This is a genomic window from Mariniblastus fucicola (assembly GCF_008087665.1).
Classification (GTDB): Bacteria; Planctomycetota; Planctomycetia; order Pirellulales; family Pirellulaceae; genus Mariniblastus; species Mariniblastus fucicola.
Genome location: NZ_CP042912.1, coordinates 424,265 through 446,769, shown reverse-complemented (window position 1 = coordinate 446,769; position 22,505 = coordinate 424,265). Strand labels below are relative to the sequence as shown.

Below are 22,505 nucleotides of genomic sequence, written 5' to 3'. Positions count from 1 at the left end.
AAGGTGGCATAGGCTTCCAGCCTGTGATCGCGCAGGACGAACATCAAACCGTCATTTCACCGCCACAACTGATGACAGGCTAGAAGCCTATCCAACATTTTCGATTTGAATCATCATGAATAATCTAAACCGCCGAACGTTCATCAACCGCAGCGCTGTCGGCATCGGCTCACTGGCTTTCGCGAGTCAACTGCTGGCCGACGACAAAGTTGAAGTCTCACAGAAGGACAGCCCCTTCGGACCCAACATCCAGCCGCACTTTCCGGCCAAAGCCAAACGAGTCATCTTTCTTTGTATGGCCGGCGGACCTTCGCACCTGGAAACGCTGGACTATAAACCGAAGCTGGCCGAGATGGACGGCAAACCGATGCCCGAAGCCTTCACCAAAGGCCAACCGCTGGCTCAGTTGCAAAACAAACCACTGAACTGCTACGCGCCGCGATTCAAGTTCAGTAAACACGGACAAAGCGGTCAGGAAATTTGCGATCAGTTTCCGCACATGGCCAAACTTGCCGACGACATTGCGATCGTTCGATCCATGACAACGAAACAGATCAACCATGATCCGGCCCACACTTTCATGAACTGCGGAACACAAATTTCCGGTCGGCCGTGCATGGGTTCGTGGATTCAATACGGCTTGGGAAGCGAATCCAAAGACCTGCCGGGCTTTGTGGTTTTGGCTTCCGAAGGCGGCGGACAGTCGCAGCCTATCGCATCGCGGCAGTGGCACAGCGGGTTTTTGCCAAGCCGTTACCAAGGAGTCTATTTTCAGTCCAAAGGCGACCCCGTGATGCATGTCGGCAATCCGCCAGGAGTGACTCGTGCGGACCAACGCCACGTCATCGACACGGTCAACGGGCTCAATCAGCTTCGCAATCAACTGGTCGACAACCCGGAAATCGAAACGGGCATTTCGCAGTACGAGTTGGCCTTCAGAATGCAGGCCAGCGTTCCGGATCTGGCGGACGTCAGCGATGAGTCCCAGGAAACGCTGGACATGTACGGCGCCAAACCGGGCGACGGATCTTTCGCGAGTAACTGTCTGTTGGCCAGAAGGCTGGCTCAGCGCGGCGTGCGTTTCATTCAGCTCTATCACCGCGGCTGGGACCATCACGGCGGGATTGAAGGCGGCATCAAGAAAGTTTCCAAGCTGGTTGATCGCGGATCGTGGGCTTTGATCGAAGATTTAAAGCGGCTGGGGATGCTGGAAGACACGCTTGTGATTTGGGGTGGCGAGTTTGGTCGCACGCCGATGTCCCAGGGAGGCAGCGGGCGCGATCATCACATCAAAGGGTTTTCGCTTTGGATGGCCGGCGGCGGAGTGAAGCCCGGCATCAGCTACGGTGCGACAGATGAGTTAGGTTACAACGCGGTTGAAAACGAAGTTACGGTTCACGATTTCCATGCGACGATGCTGCATCTGCTGGGCATCGATCACGAGCGGTTTACCTACAAGTTCCAGGGCCTGGACATGCGTTTGACGGGTGTGGAAGAAGCGAACGTGGTGAAGGAAATTTTGGCGTAGAGAGTCTGGGTTGGCATTTCGTGAGAGGTGTACGGGAGAGTGGAACGGTGAAATGCAATCACAGGCTGGAAGCCTATGCCACCGGGCTGGATAACAGACGCTCGACCGACGCGTACTGTTTCTCTTTGGCGAAATCGATCGGCAACTTGCCGCCGCTGTCTTGCGTTTCACGCTCCGCTCCGTTGGCCAACAACAATTCGACAATCTCCGCGTAAACCGACTCGTTTTCTTTCCAAAAGCCGCCGGCTGCGATGTGAAGTGGCGTCCGCCCGAGCGAATTTTGCGAATTAACGTTTGCTCCAAGTTCCACCAAACGTCGTGCTCCGTCGGCAAACCCTTCGCCGCAGGAAATCATCAGCGGAGTCCAATCGTGTCCGCCGTGAGGTGACGGCATCTCTTCTCCGGGAACGTTAATGCCGGGGCGATCTGCCGAACGGCTGTCGACGTCAACGCCACTCTCAACATAAAACTCCATCATCTGAATCTGGTTCGGCACCGCCGAAAGGTGAATCGGACGATAGCCATCCAGCGGTGAAGCCACATTCAAATCCGCTCCTGCGTCACGCAGAGCGCGAGCCAACTCGATTCGATCAGGCTTCAAACACCAAATCGAAGCCATGTGAATCAACCGCCAATCGGATTGGCCAAGAGCCACCGCATCGTTCTCCCATGCGAACCAGGCGACCTTGTCGATCTCGCGATTCGGATTGTCACCCTGTTCCAACAAACACCTGGCGGAGGCGACCTGGCCCGACACAATTGCGTACTGCATCGGAGCAAACGTATCGATCAACAAATCTTTCGCCGTCGGATCCGCGGCCAACAACCGATTGATATCGTCGACGCGACCGGTCCCGCAAGCCGAATGAATGTCGATCGTCGCGCCCAGTTCCAGCAGAACTTCGGACGAGTCAGCTTTCCAGTTCCGAAACGATGCGAACTGCAACAGGTTCATGTCCTTGCCGATGCAATAACCGGTCGGGTCCGATGATTGAATCGTCGCCGTGAGCAACTCCTCTCGATTCGGCGCCGACAGCAGCGCGGCTAGCAGTTCTTCGGTTTCGCCTTTCTTGATGTGATCGAGAAATAGCTTCAGTTTGGCATCATCCATGATTGCTAAACGTCTTTGTACCAACAGCGAATAAACTGGTGCCAGCGGCTGGGAGCGTCGCTGCTGGTGCCAAGGCTCGCGTCACCAGATCCCTCTTCCCAACGGCTCCAAATATTGGGCAAAACCACGGTTTCGATCGATACCAGCGCGATTCGATTTTCCGCAAGCCACTTGTTTGCTTCCTCGACCGCGTGGTCGAAACTTTGATGTCGGCCTTCCTTGAAGAAGCCGGGAGCTTCGATTTCTTCAGGGACAAAATCTTTGTACTTCAACATCGAATTCAAACTTTCATTGAGCCGGCGAGGGAAACTTGATCACAGGCCCGAAGCCTATGCCACCTGATACATTTTCTGGGTCACAATATATTGTTCGATGCTTCGCGGAACAAGAAAGCGAATGCTCTGTTCGTCCGCAACTCGCTGGCGAATCTTCGTGCTGCTGATGTCGATCAGCGGACTCTCTACCGAAAGCTCACGCAACGTTTCAACGTAGGCGGATGAGGATAGCGGCTCCAGCAAGCCAGGATCAACCGGCCCCGATCCCGGACGTCCGACGACGATGGGCCTGGCGAGCTTCAGGATCTCTTCCGGCTCACGCCATGTCGCAAACGACTTCAGCGAGTCAGCTCCCATCAGAAAGAACCATTCATTGCCGGGCTGTTGCGATTCCAGTTCGCGAAGCGTGTCCACGGTATAGCTGATTCCGCCGCGTTTGATTTCGAGGTCGCTGCGAACGAAGTCACGATGTCCGCCGATGGCCAGATCCAACATTTCCAGTCGTTGCCGATCGGTTCCGTGAGCTCCTGCGAGCTTGTGCGGCGAGAGAGCGCAGGGCATGAACAAAACCTGATCGAGCTTGGACTGTTCGCGACAGTTTTCGGCCAGGATTAAATGGCCAAGATGAATGGGATCGAAGGATCCGCCAAAGACGCCGATTCGCATAATGATTTCTTGGGTTAATCAGCCGAGAGTTTTGGGTGGCATAAGCTTCCAGCTTGCGGACATGCAGCCCACAGGCTGCAAACCTTTGCACCGTTTGCAGGCGACGCTAGGATTCGATGCCGAGATCTTCCAGATTCAGCAACGCTGAAAACTTCACGTCAACATCCGCGAAAATCTTCTCCGACTCGGGACCGCGGTTGACGATCGTAATCAAGCGGTCGACTTTGAGACCAAAGTTCCGAGCGTGTTCGATCGCGCGAAGCGAACTGCCTCCGGTCGTGATCACGTCCTCGACCATCACCACTCGCTGTCCCGGCTCAACCGGTCCTTCCACCATCTGCTGCATGCCGTGCTCTTTGGCCTGCTTGCGAACGATGAAGCCCTTGATGTTTTTCTGTTGCTGCCAGGCTACCGTGATCACCGCCGCGGTAATCGGATCGGCACCAATCGCCATGCCACCGACCGCGTCCGGCAAATCGTCGCCAATCACGTCCAGCATGCCCGCTGCGATCACGTTGGCGGACTCGCCGTCGAGCGTCAACTTGCGGCAGTCCAGATAGAATTTGGCTTGCTTACCCGACGCGAGCGTGAAGTCGCCGAACTTGAGGGCATGATCTTTGACAAGCTGAATGAGTCGATCGCGGTCGTACAAAACGGGCTTTCATGGCTAAGTAAAAATTTGGCGGAAGCGTCATGCCTCAGCAGGTCTCGCCGGAACAAAACATCCCGACCAGAAAGCCATTTTAGCCTGTTTTCAGCCGTTCCAACATGGCCTGATCCACCTTGGCTTTCACCGTCCGGCGATCGATTTTCAGCTTCCGCGCCGCGGCTTCATAGCCACCGGTTTGAAAGTACATCCACGTGCAATATCGCTGCAGCAATTCGTCCGCCGTCAAAGATGTCTTGATCGCGTCGCGCGTCCAATCGTCTTGCTCGGAAGAATCGACCTTGGCCGATCGCCCGGGAACGTATTCGCCGCGAATCATGATGCTGCTAACGCACTGTTCCAGTTCGCGAAAGTTGCCTCGCCACGGATAGTGCGATCCCAGATTGGCTTCGATCCACTCCATTGACTGGCTGCAAAGCGAATCAGAATCGTCGCCAACGAGCCCGGTCGCGATGTGCCGAATCAGAAAGTACAGATCCTCCGGGCGATGCTCAAGCTGCTGACGAAGTGAAGGCGTTTCGATTCGATCCGCACACAGGCGGTAGTACAAGTCTTCGCGGAACCGGCCGGACTTCATTTCTTCATCAAGGTCACGATTGGTCGCGCCGATAATCTTACCGCAAAAGTTTCTTTCTTTTGTGGCACCGATCCGTGAGAAACGCCGCTGCTGCACAACGCGAAGCAATTTCACTTGCAGCGCCAGATCGAGTTCGCCCAGTTCATCCAGAAAGATCGCTCCGTGAGCAGGACAAAGCTCCAGCCAGCCTTTGCGGTCGACGATCGCTCCGGTGAAGGCGCCCTTTCGATGACCAAACAGTTCCGACTCGATCAAGTTGGCGGACATGGCCGACAGGTTCAGTGGAAAGAAGCTTGTTTCGTCGGGCGCCTTCAATCGACTGTGCTTCTCATCAAACGGAATAAACTGCGACAGCCCGATCGCTCGGGCAACCAGCTCCTTGCCCGTTCCCGATGGACCGGTGATCAATGAAGTCAGTCCGCTCATTCGGTCAAACAGGCTGCGGCGGTAGCGATCAATGTCACAAGTGAAAATCGACTGCCAGACTTTTCCGCGCAGCTCGACCGACGGTAGTGACTCGCCAAGAATGAACGAATAAATATTGAAGAACGCTCGGTGGATCTGACACAGAATCGCGAACAGATGGCCTGGAGATTGAGCCACCTCGTCGGAGAGGCCAGGCAGATTCACCAGGCGACTGTAGTCACTGCGAAACTCTTTCCAGATCGCGGCCGTGCTGTCAGGATCACGTAGCGAAGCCGGATCCTGGTAAACGATATGGCGATAGAGCAATGCGTAGGTTACGACATACCAATAGTGCTTCAGCGATTCGCTCGACAGCGTTTTTCCCGATGCTACTTGCTGCTGCACCTTGTCGATCAGTTCCGTCGCAGCGTCAGTCAAGCGCGTAACATTGAAACGTTCGCGGTCGGTGAATTCGAGACGGCGACTCCAGGCGATCCCGTCCTCCTCGAACTTGCTGCCAAGCACCTGCTTCTCCAATTCCATTCGCCGCGGCAGAAACGGATTGCACGTCGCGAGCTCGGCAAACAGCTCCAACTGACGCTTTTCGGACTTTCGAACTTCTGACACAGTTGTACCTTTAATGCACAATCGGATTATCGCAACGACATTTAGTGTACGGCGAGGATTCAGACGCAACTGCCAGAATTCGCAAAAACCTCGACAAATACGGCTGTTTTTTGCCGGAGTGACAATCTTGAACGATTGGCACCGCGGATGCTTTTAACGGACGCAAATCAAACAAGTTTCTTTCTGGGAGAAGCACAATGCGACCTGAAAATTCGGCGGACCTCGCCGGCACCGAACAGATCTACACTGCGGAACTCGACGACGAATCTTCCGCAACGAACGACGCAAAACGAATTAGCTTCATCGAGCAAATCCTCAGCCCGCAGTCGCTGCAATGGATGATGGCCTGCGGAAGCGGCTTGCTGATGCTGGGTCTGGTCATCTGGCTGTGGTCGGTTGGCGTTTTCGAGAATCCGATTGTTGTCGCGGTCGCTGCCGGTGCGGCGACGCTGAGTTTGCTCGCTGGCGGAATGTCGCTGACGCTCAAGACACGTCATCAACTGGCTGGACGATGGCTGACGTTGCTGGGCGCCGTCGCGCTACCACTGAACCTTTGGCTCTACGATGCACAGGGATTGATCACATTGGCCGAAGGAGGACATCTTTGGATTCCGGCAGCGATGTGCTGCGTGCTGTACGCGGGTATCGCCAGAGCCCTTCGCGATGCGACGTTTGTCTACGCGATGGTTGGCGGAGTCGTGCTGACCGGAATGCTGTTTCTCGCAGATCTATCGATCGGAAGGTTTTGGGAATGGCTGCCGCCGGCGAAGTTCCTGTTGGCGATCGGCTGGGGCAGCGTGTTCGCAGAGCGACTTTTTGCGGAAGGTAAATCCAAATTCTCACGCTCGAATTTTGGCGCCGCGTTTTTTCGTTCCGGCATGATCGTGGTCGTCAGCGGCCTGGCGCTGGTCGCAAGTGGATTTGCTTCGTTCATCGTCAGTTCATTTTTGGGACAGGTTGACAGCTTTTGGGCACTCACATCGATCTCGACGAACGAGAAAATCTGGGCGTTAGGCATGGTGTCGGCTTCGGCGCTTGGCATGTTCGTGCAGGGGTTTCTCCGCAAGTCCAATCGCTGCCATGCTGCAGCACTGAGCCTGGGTGCTTTCTCCGTCGCGATCACCGTGAACCTGTTGGCCATCCCGGTCACCGGAACGTTACTGGCTTCGGTTGTGGCAGGGTTGGTCATTGTCGCGAATGTTGGCCAGGCAATCGCTCGGCGTCGCTCGACTAACGGACGACCTTTTGAAAGCAAAACGTTGCCGCTTTTGTGGTCACAAGCAGCCGTGGTGTGCCTCTTGATCGTTGCCGGTTTCCAAATCGTAGTCCACCTCAGTGGCGTATCGATCGCGTTTGTAAAGCCGATCGCATGGTGGAACGTTTTGCAGTACGCGTTGACCGCAGCCGCATCGTGGTCGCTTGCGTGGAACACGCGAAAAGGGTCAAAACGTCGGGAAAACTCAGGAATAACCGTCGCAACGTTCTCGGCAATCGGAGCCCTTGCCGCGATGACGGCGCTGTGGGCAGGCGTTTGGATTCAGAACGTTATCCCAACGCCAAGCCTGGCGGTAGCCGTTTCGGTGATCCCGGTTCTGATTGGTTTCGCGTTCTGGTTCGCTCCCGGCGACGACAAACGAAGCTCACTGTTCGGCAACGTGGCTTGCACGATGACGCTAACGCATCTGTTTCTGTTCGCAGCGAGTACCGTTTTTGGATTGTTGATGGCAACACATGCCGGTTGGGCTATCGTTTTGGGAGCTGCCGCGGTCGCTTTCCTCGTAGCATCGCGACGAGACTCGGCAGCACTGAACCAGGTGCTTTCTCTCCTGGCGTCGGTCGCCTGCCTCACGGTCTGGGGAGTTCATCTTGGTTTCAATTTGGGCCATTGCCTGATACTTGCTCCGATGATCGTGGCTACGTCCATCAAATTGCTTCACCACTTCATTGGCGATCATGTTGAAGTTGCTGGAATGATCAAGCAAAAGCCAATCGCGATGGCGACGAACCTTATCATCGCCCAAGCCGGTTTGGCGGCAGTGCTGTTGGGGATGAGTCGCTGGGTTGGCGAAGAGATTACGGGCACGCTGATGGTGGTGATGCTGTGCACGCTGGGCTGTACTGTGTTGGCCAGTTTTCTGACCAGGAATAACTTTTGGCGAACCGTATTCCGGACTCTGATCCTCGCGATTGTCGGCAGCAGTCTGTGCGTGTTCGATGGACTGTTGGACATGAACGCTTGGCATCGCGGCGAGATCTGCTGCCTGGTCGGAGGAGCCATTCTGGTAGGGCTCGGTCACTTGGCGTGGTTGCGAGAGGACGACGCCGATGCGGACATGATTGCCTCGATCAGCCTGTTCACAGGCAGCCTGTTGATCGCGCTACCGCTGGCGAGCGGGCTGGTTTTCTATCGCGTCGCGGAGTCGCCGGAAACACAATGGAGACTGTTCCATGAGATCGCGACGATTGCCGGCAGCCTGATTCTACTGGGCTCGGGACTGCTGTGTCGCATCCGCTCAACAACCGTTTGCGGCGGCGTGTTGATGCTGACTTTTATTGGATCGCTGGTGACGCTGGTTCGAATTCCTGACCAGCTGCAAAACGCCTCGGTCGCCATGATGGTCGGCGGCGGAGTCTTTCTCGCGTCTGCGATTCTGATGAGTATCTATCGTGATCGCCTGATCGCGTTGCCAAACAAAATGCGGGCAGGAGACGGCGTGTTTCAAGTTTTGAAATGGCGTTAAAGAGCGTTCGCTCGACGCCCGAGCATTGGTCTCGGGAACGTCGTTTCGCCCGCCGTGCCCCAGAAGTACGGCGGGCTTTTTGCTGCGCGAGCGCTGCTGACAAAACCGCTACAACCGTTCCTTTTTGCCGGCAAAACGGTCAAAACGCCGAGGGTTTTGCGCCCTGAAACTTCGCCGCTACGAACACGACCTACAGTTTGGCCCCGCCCTTAAAGCCACCTCTGCTGGTCACCTAAATGAAAAAGCAAACTGACAATCACTGCCGCCAGGAAGCCGTCTCCCCATCGCTGACTTTGAAACTGCTTGATGCGATTTCGATCGTCGGCGGGTTGTGGCTGTTGGTCCGTTTCGTTCCCGAGTTCAACAGCAAGTCCACGATCGTGGTTTCGTTGATCGCGATTGGCCTGTTCAACATTTTCGCCGAGGTCGTTGGGCTGTACCGCCGTTGGCACGGACTGGGATTCTTCAAGGAGATCGGATGCGCTGGGTTATCGTGGGCGATGACAATTGCCTCGCTGACATTGTTGGGACGCTTCAGCGTTTACTCCACAGAGATTTCCGGTCCGGCGATCGTATGGTGGTACTTTCTAACTCTCGCGATTGCACTCTCGGTACGCGTCGTAATCCGCTGGTTCCGTCGTTATCAGGCAAGCCGCGGAATCGGTACCCGCAAGTTCGCCGTCGTCGGAATCAACGATCTCGGTATACAACTGACCGAAAACGTAATTGCGACTCCTGACTTGCGAATGACGTTTTCAGGATTCTATGACGACCGACCGGTGGATCGTTTGAAGAAACTTCCCGCGCCGATTGATCGCAACGAAGGAAAGATTGACTCGCTGGTTGAGTCCGCCAAATCTGGCGAGATTCAGGTCATTTTCATCACGCTGCCGATGCGAGCCGAAGACAGAATTCGATCGATCATCGGAGAGCTGACTGATACGACGGCTTCGGTCTACATCGTTCCCGACCTGTTCGTTTTCCAGATGCTGAACTCACGCTGGACCGACATCCAGGGCTTGCCGGTCGTTAGCGTTTTCGAAAATCCGCTCTTCGGCGTCGACGGCTTTCTGAAACGATTGCTGGATGTTTCGGTGGCGTCGCTGGCGTTGATGATCGTCGGTATTCCGATGCTGATGATTGCGGCCGCGGTGAAGCTGACGTCGAAAGGTCCGATTCTGTTCAAGCAAAAACGGTATGGGCTTGATGGCAAGCAGATCGATGTGTGGAAGTTCCGCAGCATGAAGGTTTGCGAGAATGGCGATAAAGTCGTCCAGGCGAAAAAGAACGATTCGAGACTGACTCCGATCGGTGGCTTCATCCGCAAGTCATCTCTCGATGAACTGCCGCAGATTTTCAACGTGCTATCTGGCCAGATGTCGCTGGTCGGACCACGTCCGCATGCGACCGCTCATAACGAGTACTATCGCAAGGAAATCGAGGGCTACATGTTGCGTCACAAAGTCAAACCTGGCATGACGGGACTGGCTCAGGTCAACGGCTGCCGCGGCGAAACCGAAACGATTGACAAAATGGAAGCCCGAATCAAGTTCGACCACAAATACATTCGTGATTGGTCGATCTGGTTGGATCTGAAGATCATGTTCAAGACGCTGTTTGTAGTGTTCTCGCGACAAAACGCGTATTAGTTGGGCACTGCTTGGTAAATGTGAGCGGCAAGGCCCTGGCCGCCGGTCCGTTGCGCTTTTTAACGGCGGCTAGCGCCGTGCCGCTCATGCTTGGCCGCGTTGACGACATGAAAATCATTTACCAAACCCAGCCCAGGTTCGCAGCCAATCCTGCGAGGTCGCGGTGAAACTTGCCGCGTTCAATTTGGTAGAGTAGTTCGACGTCAAACTTCCGTTTCGTTTCGAGCCACCTTCTCATGAAAACCATCCTCTCGTTTGCAATTCTGATTTTCGCCTGCTGCCCCACATTTGCACAAAATGCGGCCGAAACCTGGAACGGCGCAATGACTTACGAAGGCGACAAGGAAATCCGGATGCGGCTGGAGCTGAATCCGAAAGCCAACGGAAAGTTTTCCGGCAAACTGGTTTACCTTGAGCCCGCCAATGCGGAAATCGTTCTGGATGAAGTTGTCCGGGACGCAGCGTCGCTGTCTTTCGAGTTCGAGTACGAGAAATCTTTCAACAAGTTTGACGGCAAGCTCGACGCGAACTCCGGCAAGTTCAGCGGCATTTTCATGACAGCCAAAGGAGTCGTCAGCGCGGGGTTTCCGCTGGAATTCACCAAGACCACTGCCGATGAACCCGCTGTCGATGAACCAACGGAAATCTGGAAAGGCGTGCTCGACGCCGGGATTGCGAAGCTGCGTTTGCAATTGGAGATGACTCCGGATGCAGACGGCTGGAAAGCAAAACTGATCTCCATCGATCAGGGCAACGCGGAAATGGTACCGGACTCGATCACACGCGATGAAGATTCTCTGTCTTTCGAAATCAGGAAACTGGCCGTCAAATACGAAGGAAAAATCGATGCAGAAGCAGGGACCATTGAAGGAACCTTTGTGCAAGCCGGTCAGTCGATGCCGCTAAAGTTTGAGAAAGGCGAGAAGGCAAAACCGACGACACACATTCAGACCTGGCAAGGAACAATGGATGCCGGTGGCAGGAAGTTCGATTTTCAGTTCCGAGTTTTCCAGGACGAAGACGAGAAGCTTTCTGCCAAGCTCGATTCCTACTCCGAGAGAATCTTTGGACTCAGTTGCACGGTCGAGCATGGTGCCGATGGTACGATCACCGTCGAAGTTCCGATCTCGAAAGCACTCTACGTCGGCACGCTGTCGGATGACATGCAAACGATCGACGGCAAGTGGAAGCAGGCCGGCGGCGAGTTCGATCTGAAGCTGACTCAAGTTTCGCTCGATGAAACCCGGCCTCCGAAAGCTCCGGAGCGACCGCAAACGCCCAAGGGGCCGTTTCCGTATCGAGTCAGAGAAATGATTTTCGAAAACTCCGCTGCCGACATCAAACTGGCCGCGACGCTGACCGTGCCGAAAGAAAAAGACAAGCCTCCGGTTGCGATTCTGATCAACGGTTCTGGCCCGCAGGATCGCGATGAATCGATTGCCGATCACAAACCGTTTTGGGTCGTCGCCGATCATCTTTCGCGAAACGGCATCGCAGTTTTTCGCTACGACGAGCGTGGCGTCGGCAGGTCTACGGGCACTTTCGAAGGCGCAACTTCGGCGGATCTTGCGACCGACGTGGAAGCCGCGATCGACTACCTCAAGGGGCGACGCGATGTGGATCCAACCCGAATCATCCTGATCGGTCACAGCGAAGGCGGTTTGCTGGCACCGATGATCGCTGCACGTCGCGACGACGTTGCGGGCGTTGTTCTTCTCGCGCCGCCGGGCGTCAATGGAGTGAAAGTCGTGATCAATCAAAGCCGCTTGATCGCGGAAGCTTCCGGAACCGCCGACGAAGAGGAACTTCAGATGCAGGAGAAGATTCTCGAACTCGCGTTTGAGCTGCTGAAGTCTCAACCGGAAACAAACGATGACTTTTACGAACAGTTCGAAGCGAAAACAGCCGAAGTCATGGGCGAAGACGCGGAAAAGTTCGAACTGGTTCCCGAAATCGAGGTCGCCGTTCGCCAACTCGACACGCCGTGGTTTCGCTACTTTGCAAAATACGAGCCCGGGCCGGCGTTGGAGAAAACAAAGTGCCCGACTCTGGTTTTAATCGGGGAAAAAGACCTACAGGTGGATCCGAAATTGAATCTGCCTCCGATCAAAGCGGCCTTGGCCAAATCAGGCAATCAAGATGTGACGATCGAGCAGCTTTCCGGGCTAAATCATCTGTTTCAGACTTGCGAATCCGGATCGCCCAGTGAGTACATGGCGATCGAACAGACGTTTGCACCGAAAGCCCTGAAAGAGATCTCCCAGTGGATCAACAAGCGGTTTGCTGATTAGAAAGGTCGCGGGGATTGAGCCTGAAGGTGGCATAGGCTTCCAGCCTGTGAACTGTTTTCGATGAATTCACATTTCATCTGAGATTCGGAACCAACGTCAGCGGCTCGATAGCCGGAAACCCAACTCACTCAATGCAAACACAGGCTGGAAGCCTACACCACCAGCCTGCGGTTTGCTTTGACTCAGACTACTTCGCTTCGGCCATTGCGATTTCTGGCACCTCATAGCCCGCGCGATACTCACGCTTGAGCAGCTTGTTCGCCACGTCAGCGTTATCGCCAACAAACTGGCCTTCAGCATTCAGGTTTAACATCGGACTGAGCTTGATCGCATCATCGTCGAGCGAAAGGCCGTGAGCCGCAAGGTGCTCATCGGTCTGCTTGAGCAACGTTTTCCAGGTACTTTGCTTGACCAAGTCCGCGTCGGCTCGATCGAACTTCTCACCGCACATGAACGCGATGTTGGCGAAATTGCACCAACCAGTACTGTCGTGACCAACCTGAATTTCTGCGTTGAGCGTCGAAGAATCATTGGCTCGAACAGCATCGATGAAATTCTTTTGATGCAGCACATCTCCGCTGTTGCCTTTGAACTCGCGAATGACTTTGCCGTCGCGATCACGAGCAATACCACCGGCGCGGCGACCTTCGAAACGACCGCCTTCACAGTAAGCAACATATCCGCTGGATGGGCCGCCCATTTTCGGGCTTCGCTTGCCACCTTTTTTGTCCGGCAGATTCGACAGCCCAATCACAACCGGAATCGAACCCGTATCGAAGTACACGAAGTGCACGTTTGGCGAATCCGCTGCATCGTTCCAGAGCACGCGACCGCCGCCGCCGAAAATTCGTTTCGGAACCGTGACCGAATCCTGGAAGATGTTGTTGCGAACATCGTCCAGCACATGCACGCCCCAGTTGCCCATTTCGCCGGAACCCGTGTTCCAGTCCCAATGCCAATCGTAGTGCAAATTTTTGCGATAGATCGGTTCTTCCTGAGCCGGGCCAAGCCACAGGTCGTAGTTGACGTTCTTCGGAATTTCCAGCGGCGTGTCACGCTTGCCAACCGACCCGCGAACTCCGTATCGATTCACACGCGCCGCTTTGATCTCACCGAGCGCTTTGTCCTCGTGCAGAAACTTTTTGATTTCGGCCTGCATTGGATCGCTACGTTGCTGCGTTCCGATCTGGCAGACCTTTCCGTAACGCCGCGCCGCTGCAACGGTTTGTTCACCTTCCCATTGCGTGTGCGACAAAGGCTTCTCAACGTAAACATGTTTGCCGGCTTCCATCGCCCAGATCGCGGCCAGGCAGTGCCAGTGATTGCAGGTCGCGATCACGACAGCGTCGATTTCCGGATCCGCAAACAGCTCTCGCATGTCGGTGAAGGTTTTGGCTTTCGGATACGTTTCCAAAACCTGCTTCATGCGATCTTCGTCCGGGTCGCAAACGGCTCCGATATTCACGCCTTCGACTTTCGAAAATTGCCCCATCAAGCCGCGGGAACGTCCACCGCAACTGATGAATCCAATATTGATTTCTTCGTTCACGTTGGCAGCCCAAAGCTGTTTTCCGGGAACGGCAATCGTTACGGCAGCGGCTCCGGCACCCATCGTGCGGAGGAAATTTCGTCGGTTTGTGTTCATAGTCATATGAAAATTCTGAGAATTTGAAGAAAGCAAAATGTCAGCGACATGCACATTGTAGCCTCCCTGTTAACGGCAAACGACACGTGAACATTTCGCACTAAATGCGAACCAATACGGTTTTAGCCCGTCTGAACTAACCAATAGTGGGGTGATACGTTTCGCCCGGACATGACCAAGTGTCGTATTTTTTTGGTGACAATGGCTCAATCAGGCAGAGCCCCTGTGTATGAAACAGGTTGCTACCGGTTCAACTCCGGTTGGTCACCCTCGAAAAATGGTAATAATATTTACAGCGACTGACTTCATTGATTTTTGAGAGTTCAGGAGACCCTTCATGGTAGCGCAAGTGCTACAGCGGCCGACGCTTGTTTTGAACCGCAACTGGCAGCCAGTAAATGTGGCTTCCGTCGCGCGGGCTTTGGTACTGGTATGGAACGAGTCCGCCAAGGTGGTCGATCCGCTTAACTACCAACTGTATGAATGGGATGACTGGTCACAGCTTAACCCCGTCAACGACGAACCTTTCATCCAGGCGGTTTCGCAACGGATCTGTGTTCCCGAAGTGATCACGCTGACCCGGTTCAGCAAACTGCCTTCTGCGACAGTTCCGTTCAGTCGACGCAACCTGTTCAAGCGTGACCGTTACACGTGCCAGTATTGCAACAAGCGGCCTCGCCAGGATGAGCTGACGATCGACCACGTTGTACCTCGCTCGCACGGCGGACAGTCAACCTGGGAGAACTGCGTGTTGGCTTGCATCGAGTGCAATCATCGAAAGGCGGATCGAACTCCAAAGCAGGCGAACCTGAAGATCAAGCATGAGCCTGTTCGTCCGAAATGGAACCCGGTCTACTCTCGCTATGAAACGCGGCACGAAAGCTGGGCCAAGTTCATCAGCGACGCCTATTGGAACGCTGAGCTTGAAGAATAGAGGCAATTAAAATTGTCCTGACAATCCAACGGCAGTGGAAACCAAAATTTCCACTGCCGTTTTTTCTTGCATCCCATCATCACAGGTTCCACAATATTGACTGTCATCAATCACAGTCGCCGAAGGATGAAGATGAAATCGCAAACTCAACGATTGCTTGCTCTGCTGGTCCTGATCTGCATTCTCTGCAATCCCGCCGCTGCGCAAGAAGAAAAAACAACTGACTTCACCGAAGTCAAGGGGCAGGTTGTCGACTCCAGCGGCAAGCCGATCGAAGCATTCAAAATCACAGTCAACATCTACGATTACACGAAGAACGGATGGAGCTCAATTCCAGAATCACGCGCAAATTGGGAAGGAGAGTTCGAGGATGGCAAGTTCAGTTTCGATATGGAAAATTCAATTGAAGTTAATGTCAAAACCTACGTCAGCCGAAACGTTTCCGCCAAGGGCTACCTCGAACTGAATCAGAATCGCGGGTTTACTCCTCTGAGCACGTTCACAGGCGACTTTGGAAAGATCAAACTGGTTCGAGGTATAAAGATCAAGGGAAAGGTCGTGATGCCGGACGCTCAATCGGACGAGAAACTAGCGGCACCCAAGGTTTTCATCGCTAAAAAGATGAGCTCACTGATGCCGGACTACAACAACCTCTTCCAGCGGTACTGCACGGTCAAGGAAGATGGAACTTTCGAGGCCACAGTAATCGAGAACTCAAAACTGTTGGTAACAGCAAGCAGCGACAATGCTGCTGCGACGCACAAAGAATTCAAAATCAGGAAACCAGAATCTGATGACGACGTACAGGATCTTGGCGAAATCAAACTTCAGGATGGCGTTACCGCATCAGGGGTCGTGCTGAATCGGGACGGCGAACCTGTCGAAGGACAAATCGTTCGGATTCAACAAAAGATGTCTCAAAGCAGGATCGCTCAGAACATGGTCTACGGCCACGCAGTTTCAGATGCTGACGGTAAATTTACGCTGCCACCCCGGGCAGGCGACTGCAGGATTTCATTGGTCAATAAAGCCGCGATTGACAATAAACTGGTCGAAGTCAAAGGCAAACTGTTATTGGCAAAACCCTTTGCGATCACGCTGGAATTTGGCCAACCAGTCGCCGAAATTGAAATCCGCGAAGGCAAAGTGCGGAAGATTCACGGCGTCATAAACTTTGAAGGCGACAAACCAAACTTGAGCTACAGCGGCATGGATTCCAACCAGAGCGAAGTCAAACTCAATAGCGACGGGAGTTTTGAGTTTGAAGTCGTTGATGGCATCAAACCATGGTTGATGATCAACAAACACGATGGTGAGCAGTGGTACATGGCTCGATTGAGCACGGAATCACTACGACAATTTCGCGATCGCTTCTCTGGTGCGCCAGAAAATAACGCTCAGTTCTTCCAATTCAATGAAGTCGATTCTGACATCGGTCCGCTGGAGTTTGACATGGTTAAACACGTCGCACTCGAACAGCGATCGGTTTCCGATCAGATAGTCGATTGGCTCCTGTTCGGCTCCGACGACTAGGCACTGTTTGGTAGATGTGAGCGGCAAGCTCAAGCCAAACTTCAATCGTTAAACCCAACTTCTTCAGTCGCAGCTTCGGGCGGTTGAGGCGTCAAGTTTGCGCGGGCAAAATCGATTCGCTGCGTCTTCACCATCTCATCGACCGTCTGTTTGATCTCCGACTGGATCCGCGGAAGTACTTTTAAACGCCACGGAATCACGACCGTAAACGTACTGCCTTTGCCGACCTGGCTTTCGAGTGAAATCTTGCCGCCGAGCAAAATGCACAGTTCCTTGACGATCGAAAGCCCCAAGCCGGTGCCCGAAACTTCGCGTGTTAACGCGTCACTGCCGATCGCCGACGGTCCCTGGCGAAACTTCTCGAAGATGATTTCCTGATCTGATTCCGCGATGCCGACTCCCGTGTCGCTGACTTGCAGTGAGAGCATGTCATTGGCCACTCGCGTCGCGGAAAATCGGATCTTTCCACCCTCGGGCGTAAACTTGATCGCGTTGGAAAGCAGGTTCGTCAACAGCTGTCGAACCTTGATCTTGTCCTGAAAAACAGGCTCGAAATCGTCGTCGCCCGCATACACCAGCTTGATGCTTTTCTTTTCCGCAAGCGGACGGACCATATCGCCCATCTGATCACAGAGCTGATTGATTGAAAACTCGGTTGGGCGAACTTCCATCATCCCGGCTTCAAGCTTCGCGAGGTCCAACACATCATTGATCAGATCCAACAGCAACCTTCCGGACTTTTTGATGTTCGAAGCAAATCGCAACTGCTTTGGTTTAAGTTCACCGGCTTCGAGAACTTCCGAGAAACCGATAATGCTGTTGAGTGGCGTGCGAAGCTCGTGGCTCATGTTGGCCAGGAATTCGCTCTTCACCTGGTTCATCTCGTAAAGCTTCAGGTTTAGCTGAGCCTGCTCGTCGACTTTCTTGTCCAGGTCTTCGTTCACATCCTGCAACGCCGCCTGCCAATCCATCAGATTGTGCAGCATCTTGTTGAACGACCGCGACAACGCTTCGAACTCGTCGCCGGTTTTCAAATTCGCACGCTCGTTCAGCTTTCCATCACGGACCTGGTCAGCGACTTCGGTCAGGTGCTTCAGTGGCTTCACGATCACGTAGCGAACGATCAGCCAAATCGCTGCGACAGCTAGAACGACCGTCGTGATGGCGACCGAGATCAAAATGGCGCGACTGTCGGTAATCGCATCTTTCGCCTGTTTGTTGTCCAGCGTGACCCGCATAAACATCGGCGGAGCAAGCTGGCTCTTTTCATATTCCACCCATTTGACGTCGTCGCCTTCGGACTCGCCCATTTTGCGATCCAGGTCTGCCAACAGAATGTCGTCAGGATCTTTTGGTACAACGCCATGACACTCGATGCAAACCGAGTTGAAAGTCACGGGCTTGTAGAAAACGTAGTTCTGACCAAACGTAAAATCGTCTGTTTCCCGTGCATCCGGTTCCAGCGAAATGGACTCCGGGTTCTCCAGGTCTCCAAAAAGCCGTGACCAGTTGGCACGCTGCTGGAACGCTATGGCAACCTTTGAAAGGCTTTTCAATCTTTCGATCTCATTCGGATCGGTCGAAACGGTGGCTGGCAGCTCATTTCGTCTGAATCGATCATCCAGCACCAAAGTTTCCACTGACGTCTTTGCCTCACCTTCCCTGGCGAGCAAATCGACAAGATCCCGCGAAGACTTTCCTTCAAGACTCTCATGAAACTTCACGGCACGCAAGTGCGTTCGCAAGAAAGAATCCGTTGCCAGGCTTTGAGCTTTCTCGCGAGTATTCTCACGGATCAAATTCTCTGTGATCTTGCTGACCCACCAGAAAGAACCTGCCGTCAGCGCAAGTAAACAGGTACCAAACAGGATGCGGATTTTCCGCTCCAGTCGGGACTCGCCAAGAACACGTTTGATACCTCGATAGGACATTGCACTTCCATGTTAGCAGGCTCAGACGGTGATCCGTAGCCGGATTTACCGGAAGCCGAGCCACCAAAGCACAAATGCAAGCTCAACTCCTATCGGTAAATCTGCCCCACCAGTTCCAAATGGAACCCCAGCCATTCCGGCCGGGTATAGACCGAATGGCCGAAAGTCTGAGCCGCATACCCATCCCGGTTGTCGTATTTGACCAGCACCGTTTCTCCTTCGTCTGCGACACGCATCCCCAGCTTCGCACGCGGCCACCAGTCACGCCTCGAATAGTCCGGTGCCAGAAAACGATGCAGTTCGATCTCCACCGCCCGCGTCGTTCGGTTCAGTAACCAGGGAAGAAAATCCGAACCAGTGATTCCCAACAGTTGAATCAGATCGCCCCGCGCACTTTCAACAAACTTTTTTCCGGTTCCGAACAGCGGAGAAAGCCACTCGGGCTGCTCCGCCTGAGGCGAATGATTGACGATGTGCCGCAGAGAACGATAGCCTGCGGAATCCCAGCCATAGCAAACCGGTGCACCGAAGTTAACAATGTCGAGCCTGAGACCTTCAACCGCGCCCGTATCAAAAGCTGCACGTACTCGTTGCAGAGCACACACTCGATCGTCGCGTACCGGAAACAGTGGCTCAGCGAGATCCAGAAACCTGTCTCGCACCGCTGGCTCAGCGCCGATCAAATTCGTGATCAGAGCCGCAATGTTTCCGGCATGGCTATGGCCCCACAACATGACGCGTGGCTCGTCGCCGACTCTCTGCAACAACTCGTCCAGCAATTCGATCGCGGCCTTGCAGCGCCCCGAGTGCGTGTTCTCCCCGGACCAGACGAAACGTCGCGATTCCGCCCGGGTGTGAAAATGATCGATAAACGCGTGCGTAAAGTTTCCCGAATCCCCGGCGATCGCATCGGTCAGTTTCTTGCCAAACGTCTTGAGCACTGATCCGGCAGACGGAATAACGCGTTCAAGTTGACCAAACCAGCCCAGCACATCGTGGCCGGCAAAGGTACCGTGTACAAACCAGATGGCGTCCACGTTCTCGTCCACGGACTTGGTAAAAGTCGAGAGACTATCCGCAAAAGCATCGCTGCCTTGCTGGGCGGGAAACTCTGCGGCCTCAAATCGCCAAACGGATTTCGGCTCATCAGCCAGATACTGTTGGTGGCGGAAATGATTCTTCAGCGGCATCGTGCTTCCATGAAAAAACGATCCTGCGAACATGGCGCTGGCGCAAATCTGTTGGATCGCGGCAGAGCTTCGATCGCATTGGTGCCGGCTATTTCACCATTTCCGCAAATAGCGAATCGAAGCACCTAAACGGCGACTTCGACTTCTTCACCGATCTGCCAGTCCGTGGGATCGCTGCTGTTACGGATGACTTTACGATAGATCGTGTCGCGTTCAACAGGCTCGCGACCGGCTTCGCGGATCAGGTTCTCAAGCTTCTCAACCGAGAGGAACTCAGGCGTCGTTGCGCCCGCATCGTGATAGATCAGCTCATGCCGAACGGTTCCATCCAGGTCATCAGCACCGTAAGAAAGAGCGGTCTGCGCTGTACCGATGCCCAACATGATCCAGTAAGCCTTCATGTGGTCGATGTTGTCCAGCATCAAACGGCTTATCGCCATGGTGCGCAAGTCTTCGACAGCACTTGGTTTCTTGATGTGATCCAACCCGGTGTTCTCTGGATGGAAGGCCAGCGGGATGAAGGTCTGAAATCCGCCCGTTTCGTCCTGCAGCTCTCGCAAGCGCATCAGGTGATCGATTCGATGCAGTGGCTTTTCGACATGTCCATAGAGCATCGTGCAGTTCGTGCGGATACCAAGATTGTGAGCCGTTCGGTGAATGTGGATCCAGTTGTTGCCGTCGGCTTTGTGTTCGCAAATCTGATCGCGGACTTCCGGATGAAAGATCTCTGCTCCACCACCAGGCATGCTGCCAAGTCCTGCTTCGCGAAGCTCTTCCAGAATTTCAGCCGTCGGCCGCTTCGTCAGAAACTCGAACCAGTTAATCTCGACCGCAGTCCAGGCTTTGAGATGCAGTTTCGGATACTCGTCGTGGATGATTTTCAACAGATCGCGATACCACTCGAACTTGCGTTGGTGATGCAAGCCACCAACAACATGCAGTTCGGTACATCCGTTTTCGACGGCTTCTTTTCCGCGAGCCAAAATCTGTGCGTCGTTCATCGCGTAGCCTTTGTCGCTACGCAAATCGCTACGGAACGCACAAAAGATACAACGGTAAACGCAGACGTTTGTTGCGTTGAGGTGCGTGTTGATGTTGTAGTAGGCTTTGTTGCCGTTCTTGCGTTCGCGAACCAGATTGGCAAGCTGCCCCAGGTCGTTGACGGGGACTTCCGGATCGTACATCAGCAAACCGTCGTCGAGCGTCAGGCGTTCGCCGGCTTCGACTTTTTCGCGAATGGGATTCAGTTTTGGATGAACGGTGTGAATCATGAGAATTCAGTTTTGATTATGGAGAACTTGCATTTTTGGAGAGCCAGACTTTCAGCCTGTCATCGCCGCGATCAAAGGCTGGACGCCGTTGCCCCTTTTCGACGCCAAACGAATAACCGCTCCAACATCAGATCGCCAACAAGTCTATCGCCACGACCACGAATAACCCAACACTGACCACGGCATTGACGTTAAAAAACGCAAGATTGACACGGTCCAGGTCATTTGGTCGCACCAAAGAATGTTCATAGATCAACAAGCCCGCGACTGCCGCAACGCCAATCCAATAGACGACACCTAGCTGCAAATCCGGGCCGATCAATTTTGACGCCAGCGGCAAAGCCACCAGCAGTCCGATCATCACCGCGTGACAAACCGCTGCCAGACGCAGGGCTCCTGAAACGCCCAACATCACCGGGATGCTCTTGAGACCTTTTTGCTTGTCGTATTCAAAGTCCTGACAGGCGTAAATCATGTCAAAGCCAGCCACCCAAAACAGAACAGCCAGGCCAATCAAAACCGCAGGGGTAACGTCGGCTGGATTGTTCATCACCACCAGCCCGCGAATCGCAACCCAAGCGCATATCGGAGCCAGCATCAACGCCAGCCCCAGCCAAAAATGTGCCAGTGGAGTAAAGCGTTTTGTATAGCTGTAGCCAAACAGAACCAGCAGCACCGGAACCGAAAGTACTAACGGCAACCAGTTGGGAAGAAACAGCATCATTCCAAGAAAGTAGATCAACGACGATCCAATCGTGAAAGTCGTCACCGAAGCGACACTCAGCTCACCCGCCGGCAGATGGCGTTTCGCTGTCCTCGGATTGAGCGCGTCGATCTTTCGGTCTACCAATCGGTTAAACGCCATCGCGGCACTTCTGGCACCGATCATGCAAATCAAAATTCCAACAAGGTGAAACCAGTTGAACTTTACTTCCGGCGCATCACCAACCGGGGCCACCCAAGCCATCAACGCCGCGAGTAACGCAAAAGGTAACGCGAAGATCGTGTGGCTGAAGCGGATCATCTCCAGCAGTTTTTTAAGTTGAGTTAGCAAGTTCTTGCTTCGCGGTTTTGAAGATTGCGACTGGAGGTAAGGTGGCAAGACTTCCAGCTGCGATTGCAAATCGACATGTCCATGTGCTGCCACCAATTCCGCAAAGGATAACCGGTCCATTTGGGAACGAACAACGGTGAAAACATGGACACCTTTCCCAGACTTGCGTGACGCGGCCATTCCTGATCCGTATCGTCCCTGAGAAATCTTTCATCTCGACGTCCACGACAAACCAACATTTCGGCATTTTCTCACTCAATTCCGATTTTTCCGTGATAGGTTTTTTCCGCTTTTTGCCGAACAAAACGCCGATCTGGTGGCAAGAAGATCGCTCATTTGTCACTACGATGGAAACGCCGATTCCTGTCCCGACTCTCCCTCCCGTCGGATTCCGTTGGCCCTCCGTCGAT

At 53.9% G+C, this 22,505-nt stretch carries 16 protein-coding genes and 1 tRNA gene; 7 read left to right on the top strand and 10 right to left on the bottom strand.

The features are described from left to right. Window positions 1-115: 115 nt before the first annotated feature. Window positions 116-1,528 carry a DUF1501 domain-containing protein gene (locus MFFC18_RS01695; RefSeq protein ID WP_075084878.1) on the top strand — a complete coding sequence of 471 codons (1,413 nt, stop codon included), beginning with the start codon at window positions 116-118 and terminating at the stop codon, window positions 1,526-1,528. A 73-nt stretch (window positions 1,529-1,601) separates the two neighbouring features. Here the strand turns inward: MFFC18_RS01695 and MFFC18_RS01690 are convergent, their stop codons facing one another. The 5 genes from MFFC18_RS01690 to MFFC18_RS01670 all read right to left on the bottom strand — a co-directional run bounded on the left by MFFC18_RS01690 (window position 1,602) and on the right by MFFC18_RS01670 (window position 5,856). Then, window positions 1,602-2,639, bottom strand: a complete 1,038-nt coding sequence (locus tag MFFC18_RS01690) for an ankyrin repeat domain-containing protein (RefSeq protein WP_075084879.1) — start codon at window positions 2,637-2,639, stop codon at window positions 1,602-1,604. 5 nt (window positions 2,640-2,644) lie between these two features. Continuing rightward, window positions 2,645-2,914: a hypothetical protein gene (locus MFFC18_RS01685; RefSeq protein WP_075084880.1), complete on the bottom strand. Its 270-nt coding sequence runs from the start codon at window positions 2,912-2,914 to the stop codon at window positions 2,645-2,647. A 54-nt stretch (window positions 2,915-2,968) separates the two neighbouring features. Beyond that, on the bottom strand, window positions 2,969-3,580 hold the full coding sequence (gene nadD, locus MFFC18_RS01680; RefSeq protein WP_075084881.1) for a nicotinate-nucleotide adenylyltransferase: 612 nt from the start codon (window positions 3,578-3,580) through the stop codon (window positions 2,969-2,971). A 106-nt stretch (window positions 3,581-3,686) separates the two neighbouring features. Further along, on the bottom strand, window positions 3,687-4,232 hold the full coding sequence (gene pyrE, locus MFFC18_RS01675) for an orotate phosphoribosyltransferase (RefSeq protein WP_075084882.1): 546 nt from the start codon (window positions 4,230-4,232) through the stop codon (window positions 3,687-3,689). Window positions 4,233-4,323: 91 nt separating this feature from the next. Then, window positions 4,324-5,856, bottom strand: coding sequence for a sigma 54-interacting transcriptional regulator (locus tag MFFC18_RS01670; RefSeq protein ID WP_075084883.1), 1,533 nt, complete (start codon window positions 5,854-5,856; stop codon window positions 4,324-4,326). A 197-nt stretch (window positions 5,857-6,053) separates the two neighbouring features. On the opposite strand from MFFC18_RS01670, the gene MFFC18_RS01665 reads away from it, so the two are divergent. From MFFC18_RS01665 to MFFC18_RS01655, 3 genes are all read left to right on the top strand, one after another. After that, window positions 6,054-8,597, top strand: a complete 2,544-nt coding sequence (locus tag MFFC18_RS01665) for a hypothetical protein (protein ID WP_075084884.1) — start codon at window positions 6,054-6,056, stop codon at window positions 8,595-8,597. Window positions 8,598-8,833: 236 nt separating this feature from the next. Further along, complete coding sequence (locus tag MFFC18_RS01660; protein ID WP_075084885.1) at window positions 8,834-10,246, top strand: undecaprenyl-phosphate glucose phosphotransferase; 1,413 nt, start codon at window positions 8,834-8,836, stop codon at window positions 10,244-10,246. Window positions 10,247-10,482: 236 nt separating this feature from the next. Beyond that, window positions 10,483-12,537 (top strand): alpha/beta hydrolase family protein, encoded by a 2,055-nt coding sequence (locus MFFC18_RS01655; RefSeq protein WP_084417162.1) that lies wholly within the window; start codon window positions 10,483-10,485, stop codon window positions 12,535-12,537. 187 nt (window positions 12,538-12,724) lie between these two features. Here the strand turns inward: MFFC18_RS01655 and MFFC18_RS01650 are convergent, their stop codons facing one another. Further along, the gene (locus tag MFFC18_RS01650; RefSeq protein ID WP_084417163.1) at window positions 12,725-14,182 is read right to left on the bottom strand and encodes a Gfo/Idh/MocA family protein; all 1,458 of its coding nucleotides are present in this window, start codon (window positions 14,180-14,182) and stop codon (window positions 12,725-12,727) included. Between the two features lie 194 nt (window positions 14,183-14,376). Between MFFC18_RS01650 and MFFC18_RS01645 the strand changes: the two genes are divergently transcribed. The 3 genes from MFFC18_RS01645 to MFFC18_RS01635 all read left to right on the top strand — a co-directional run bounded on the left by MFFC18_RS01645 (window position 14,377) and on the right by MFFC18_RS01635 (window position 16,649). Continuing rightward, window positions 14,377-14,452 (top strand) — tRNA-His (locus tag MFFC18_RS01645). A gap of 67 nt (window positions 14,453-14,519) precedes the next feature. Next, window positions 14,520-15,116: an HNH endonuclease gene (locus MFFC18_RS01640; protein ID WP_084417164.1), complete on the top strand. Its 597-nt coding sequence runs from the start codon at window positions 14,520-14,522 to the stop codon at window positions 15,114-15,116. 132 nt (window positions 15,117-15,248) lie between these two features. Beyond that, a complete protein-coding gene (locus MFFC18_RS01635; protein ID WP_148618590.1) occupies window positions 15,249-16,649 on the top strand; it encodes a hypothetical protein in 1,401 nt (466 codons plus the stop codon). Between the two features lie 41 nt (window positions 16,650-16,690). Here MFFC18_RS01635 and MFFC18_RS01630 read toward each other — a convergent pair whose 3' ends face one another. The 4 genes from MFFC18_RS01630 to MFFC18_RS01615 all read right to left on the bottom strand — a co-directional run bounded on the left by MFFC18_RS01630 (window position 16,691) and on the right by MFFC18_RS01615 (window position 22,188). Continuing rightward, complete coding sequence (locus tag MFFC18_RS01630; RefSeq protein ID WP_075084888.1) at window positions 16,691-18,580, bottom strand: sensor histidine kinase; 1,890 nt, start codon at window positions 18,578-18,580, stop codon at window positions 16,691-16,693. 89 nt (window positions 18,581-18,669) lie between these two features. Beyond that, window positions 18,670-19,770, bottom strand: a complete 1,101-nt coding sequence (locus MFFC18_RS01625; RefSeq protein WP_148618589.1) for a hypothetical protein — start codon at window positions 19,768-19,770, stop codon at window positions 18,670-18,672. 125 nt (window positions 19,771-19,895) lie between these two features. Beyond that, window positions 19,896-21,041, bottom strand: a complete 1,146-nt coding sequence (mqnE, locus tag MFFC18_RS01620) for an aminofutalosine synthase MqnE (RefSeq protein WP_075084890.1) — start codon at window positions 21,039-21,041, stop codon at window positions 19,896-19,898. A gap of 127 nt (window positions 21,042-21,168) precedes the next feature. Continuing rightward, entirely contained in the window at window positions 21,169-22,188 is a 1,020-nt protein-coding gene (locus MFFC18_RS01615) for a UbiA-like polyprenyltransferase (protein ID WP_315852536.1), read from the bottom strand. Window positions 22,189-22,505: the final 317 nt, after the last annotated feature.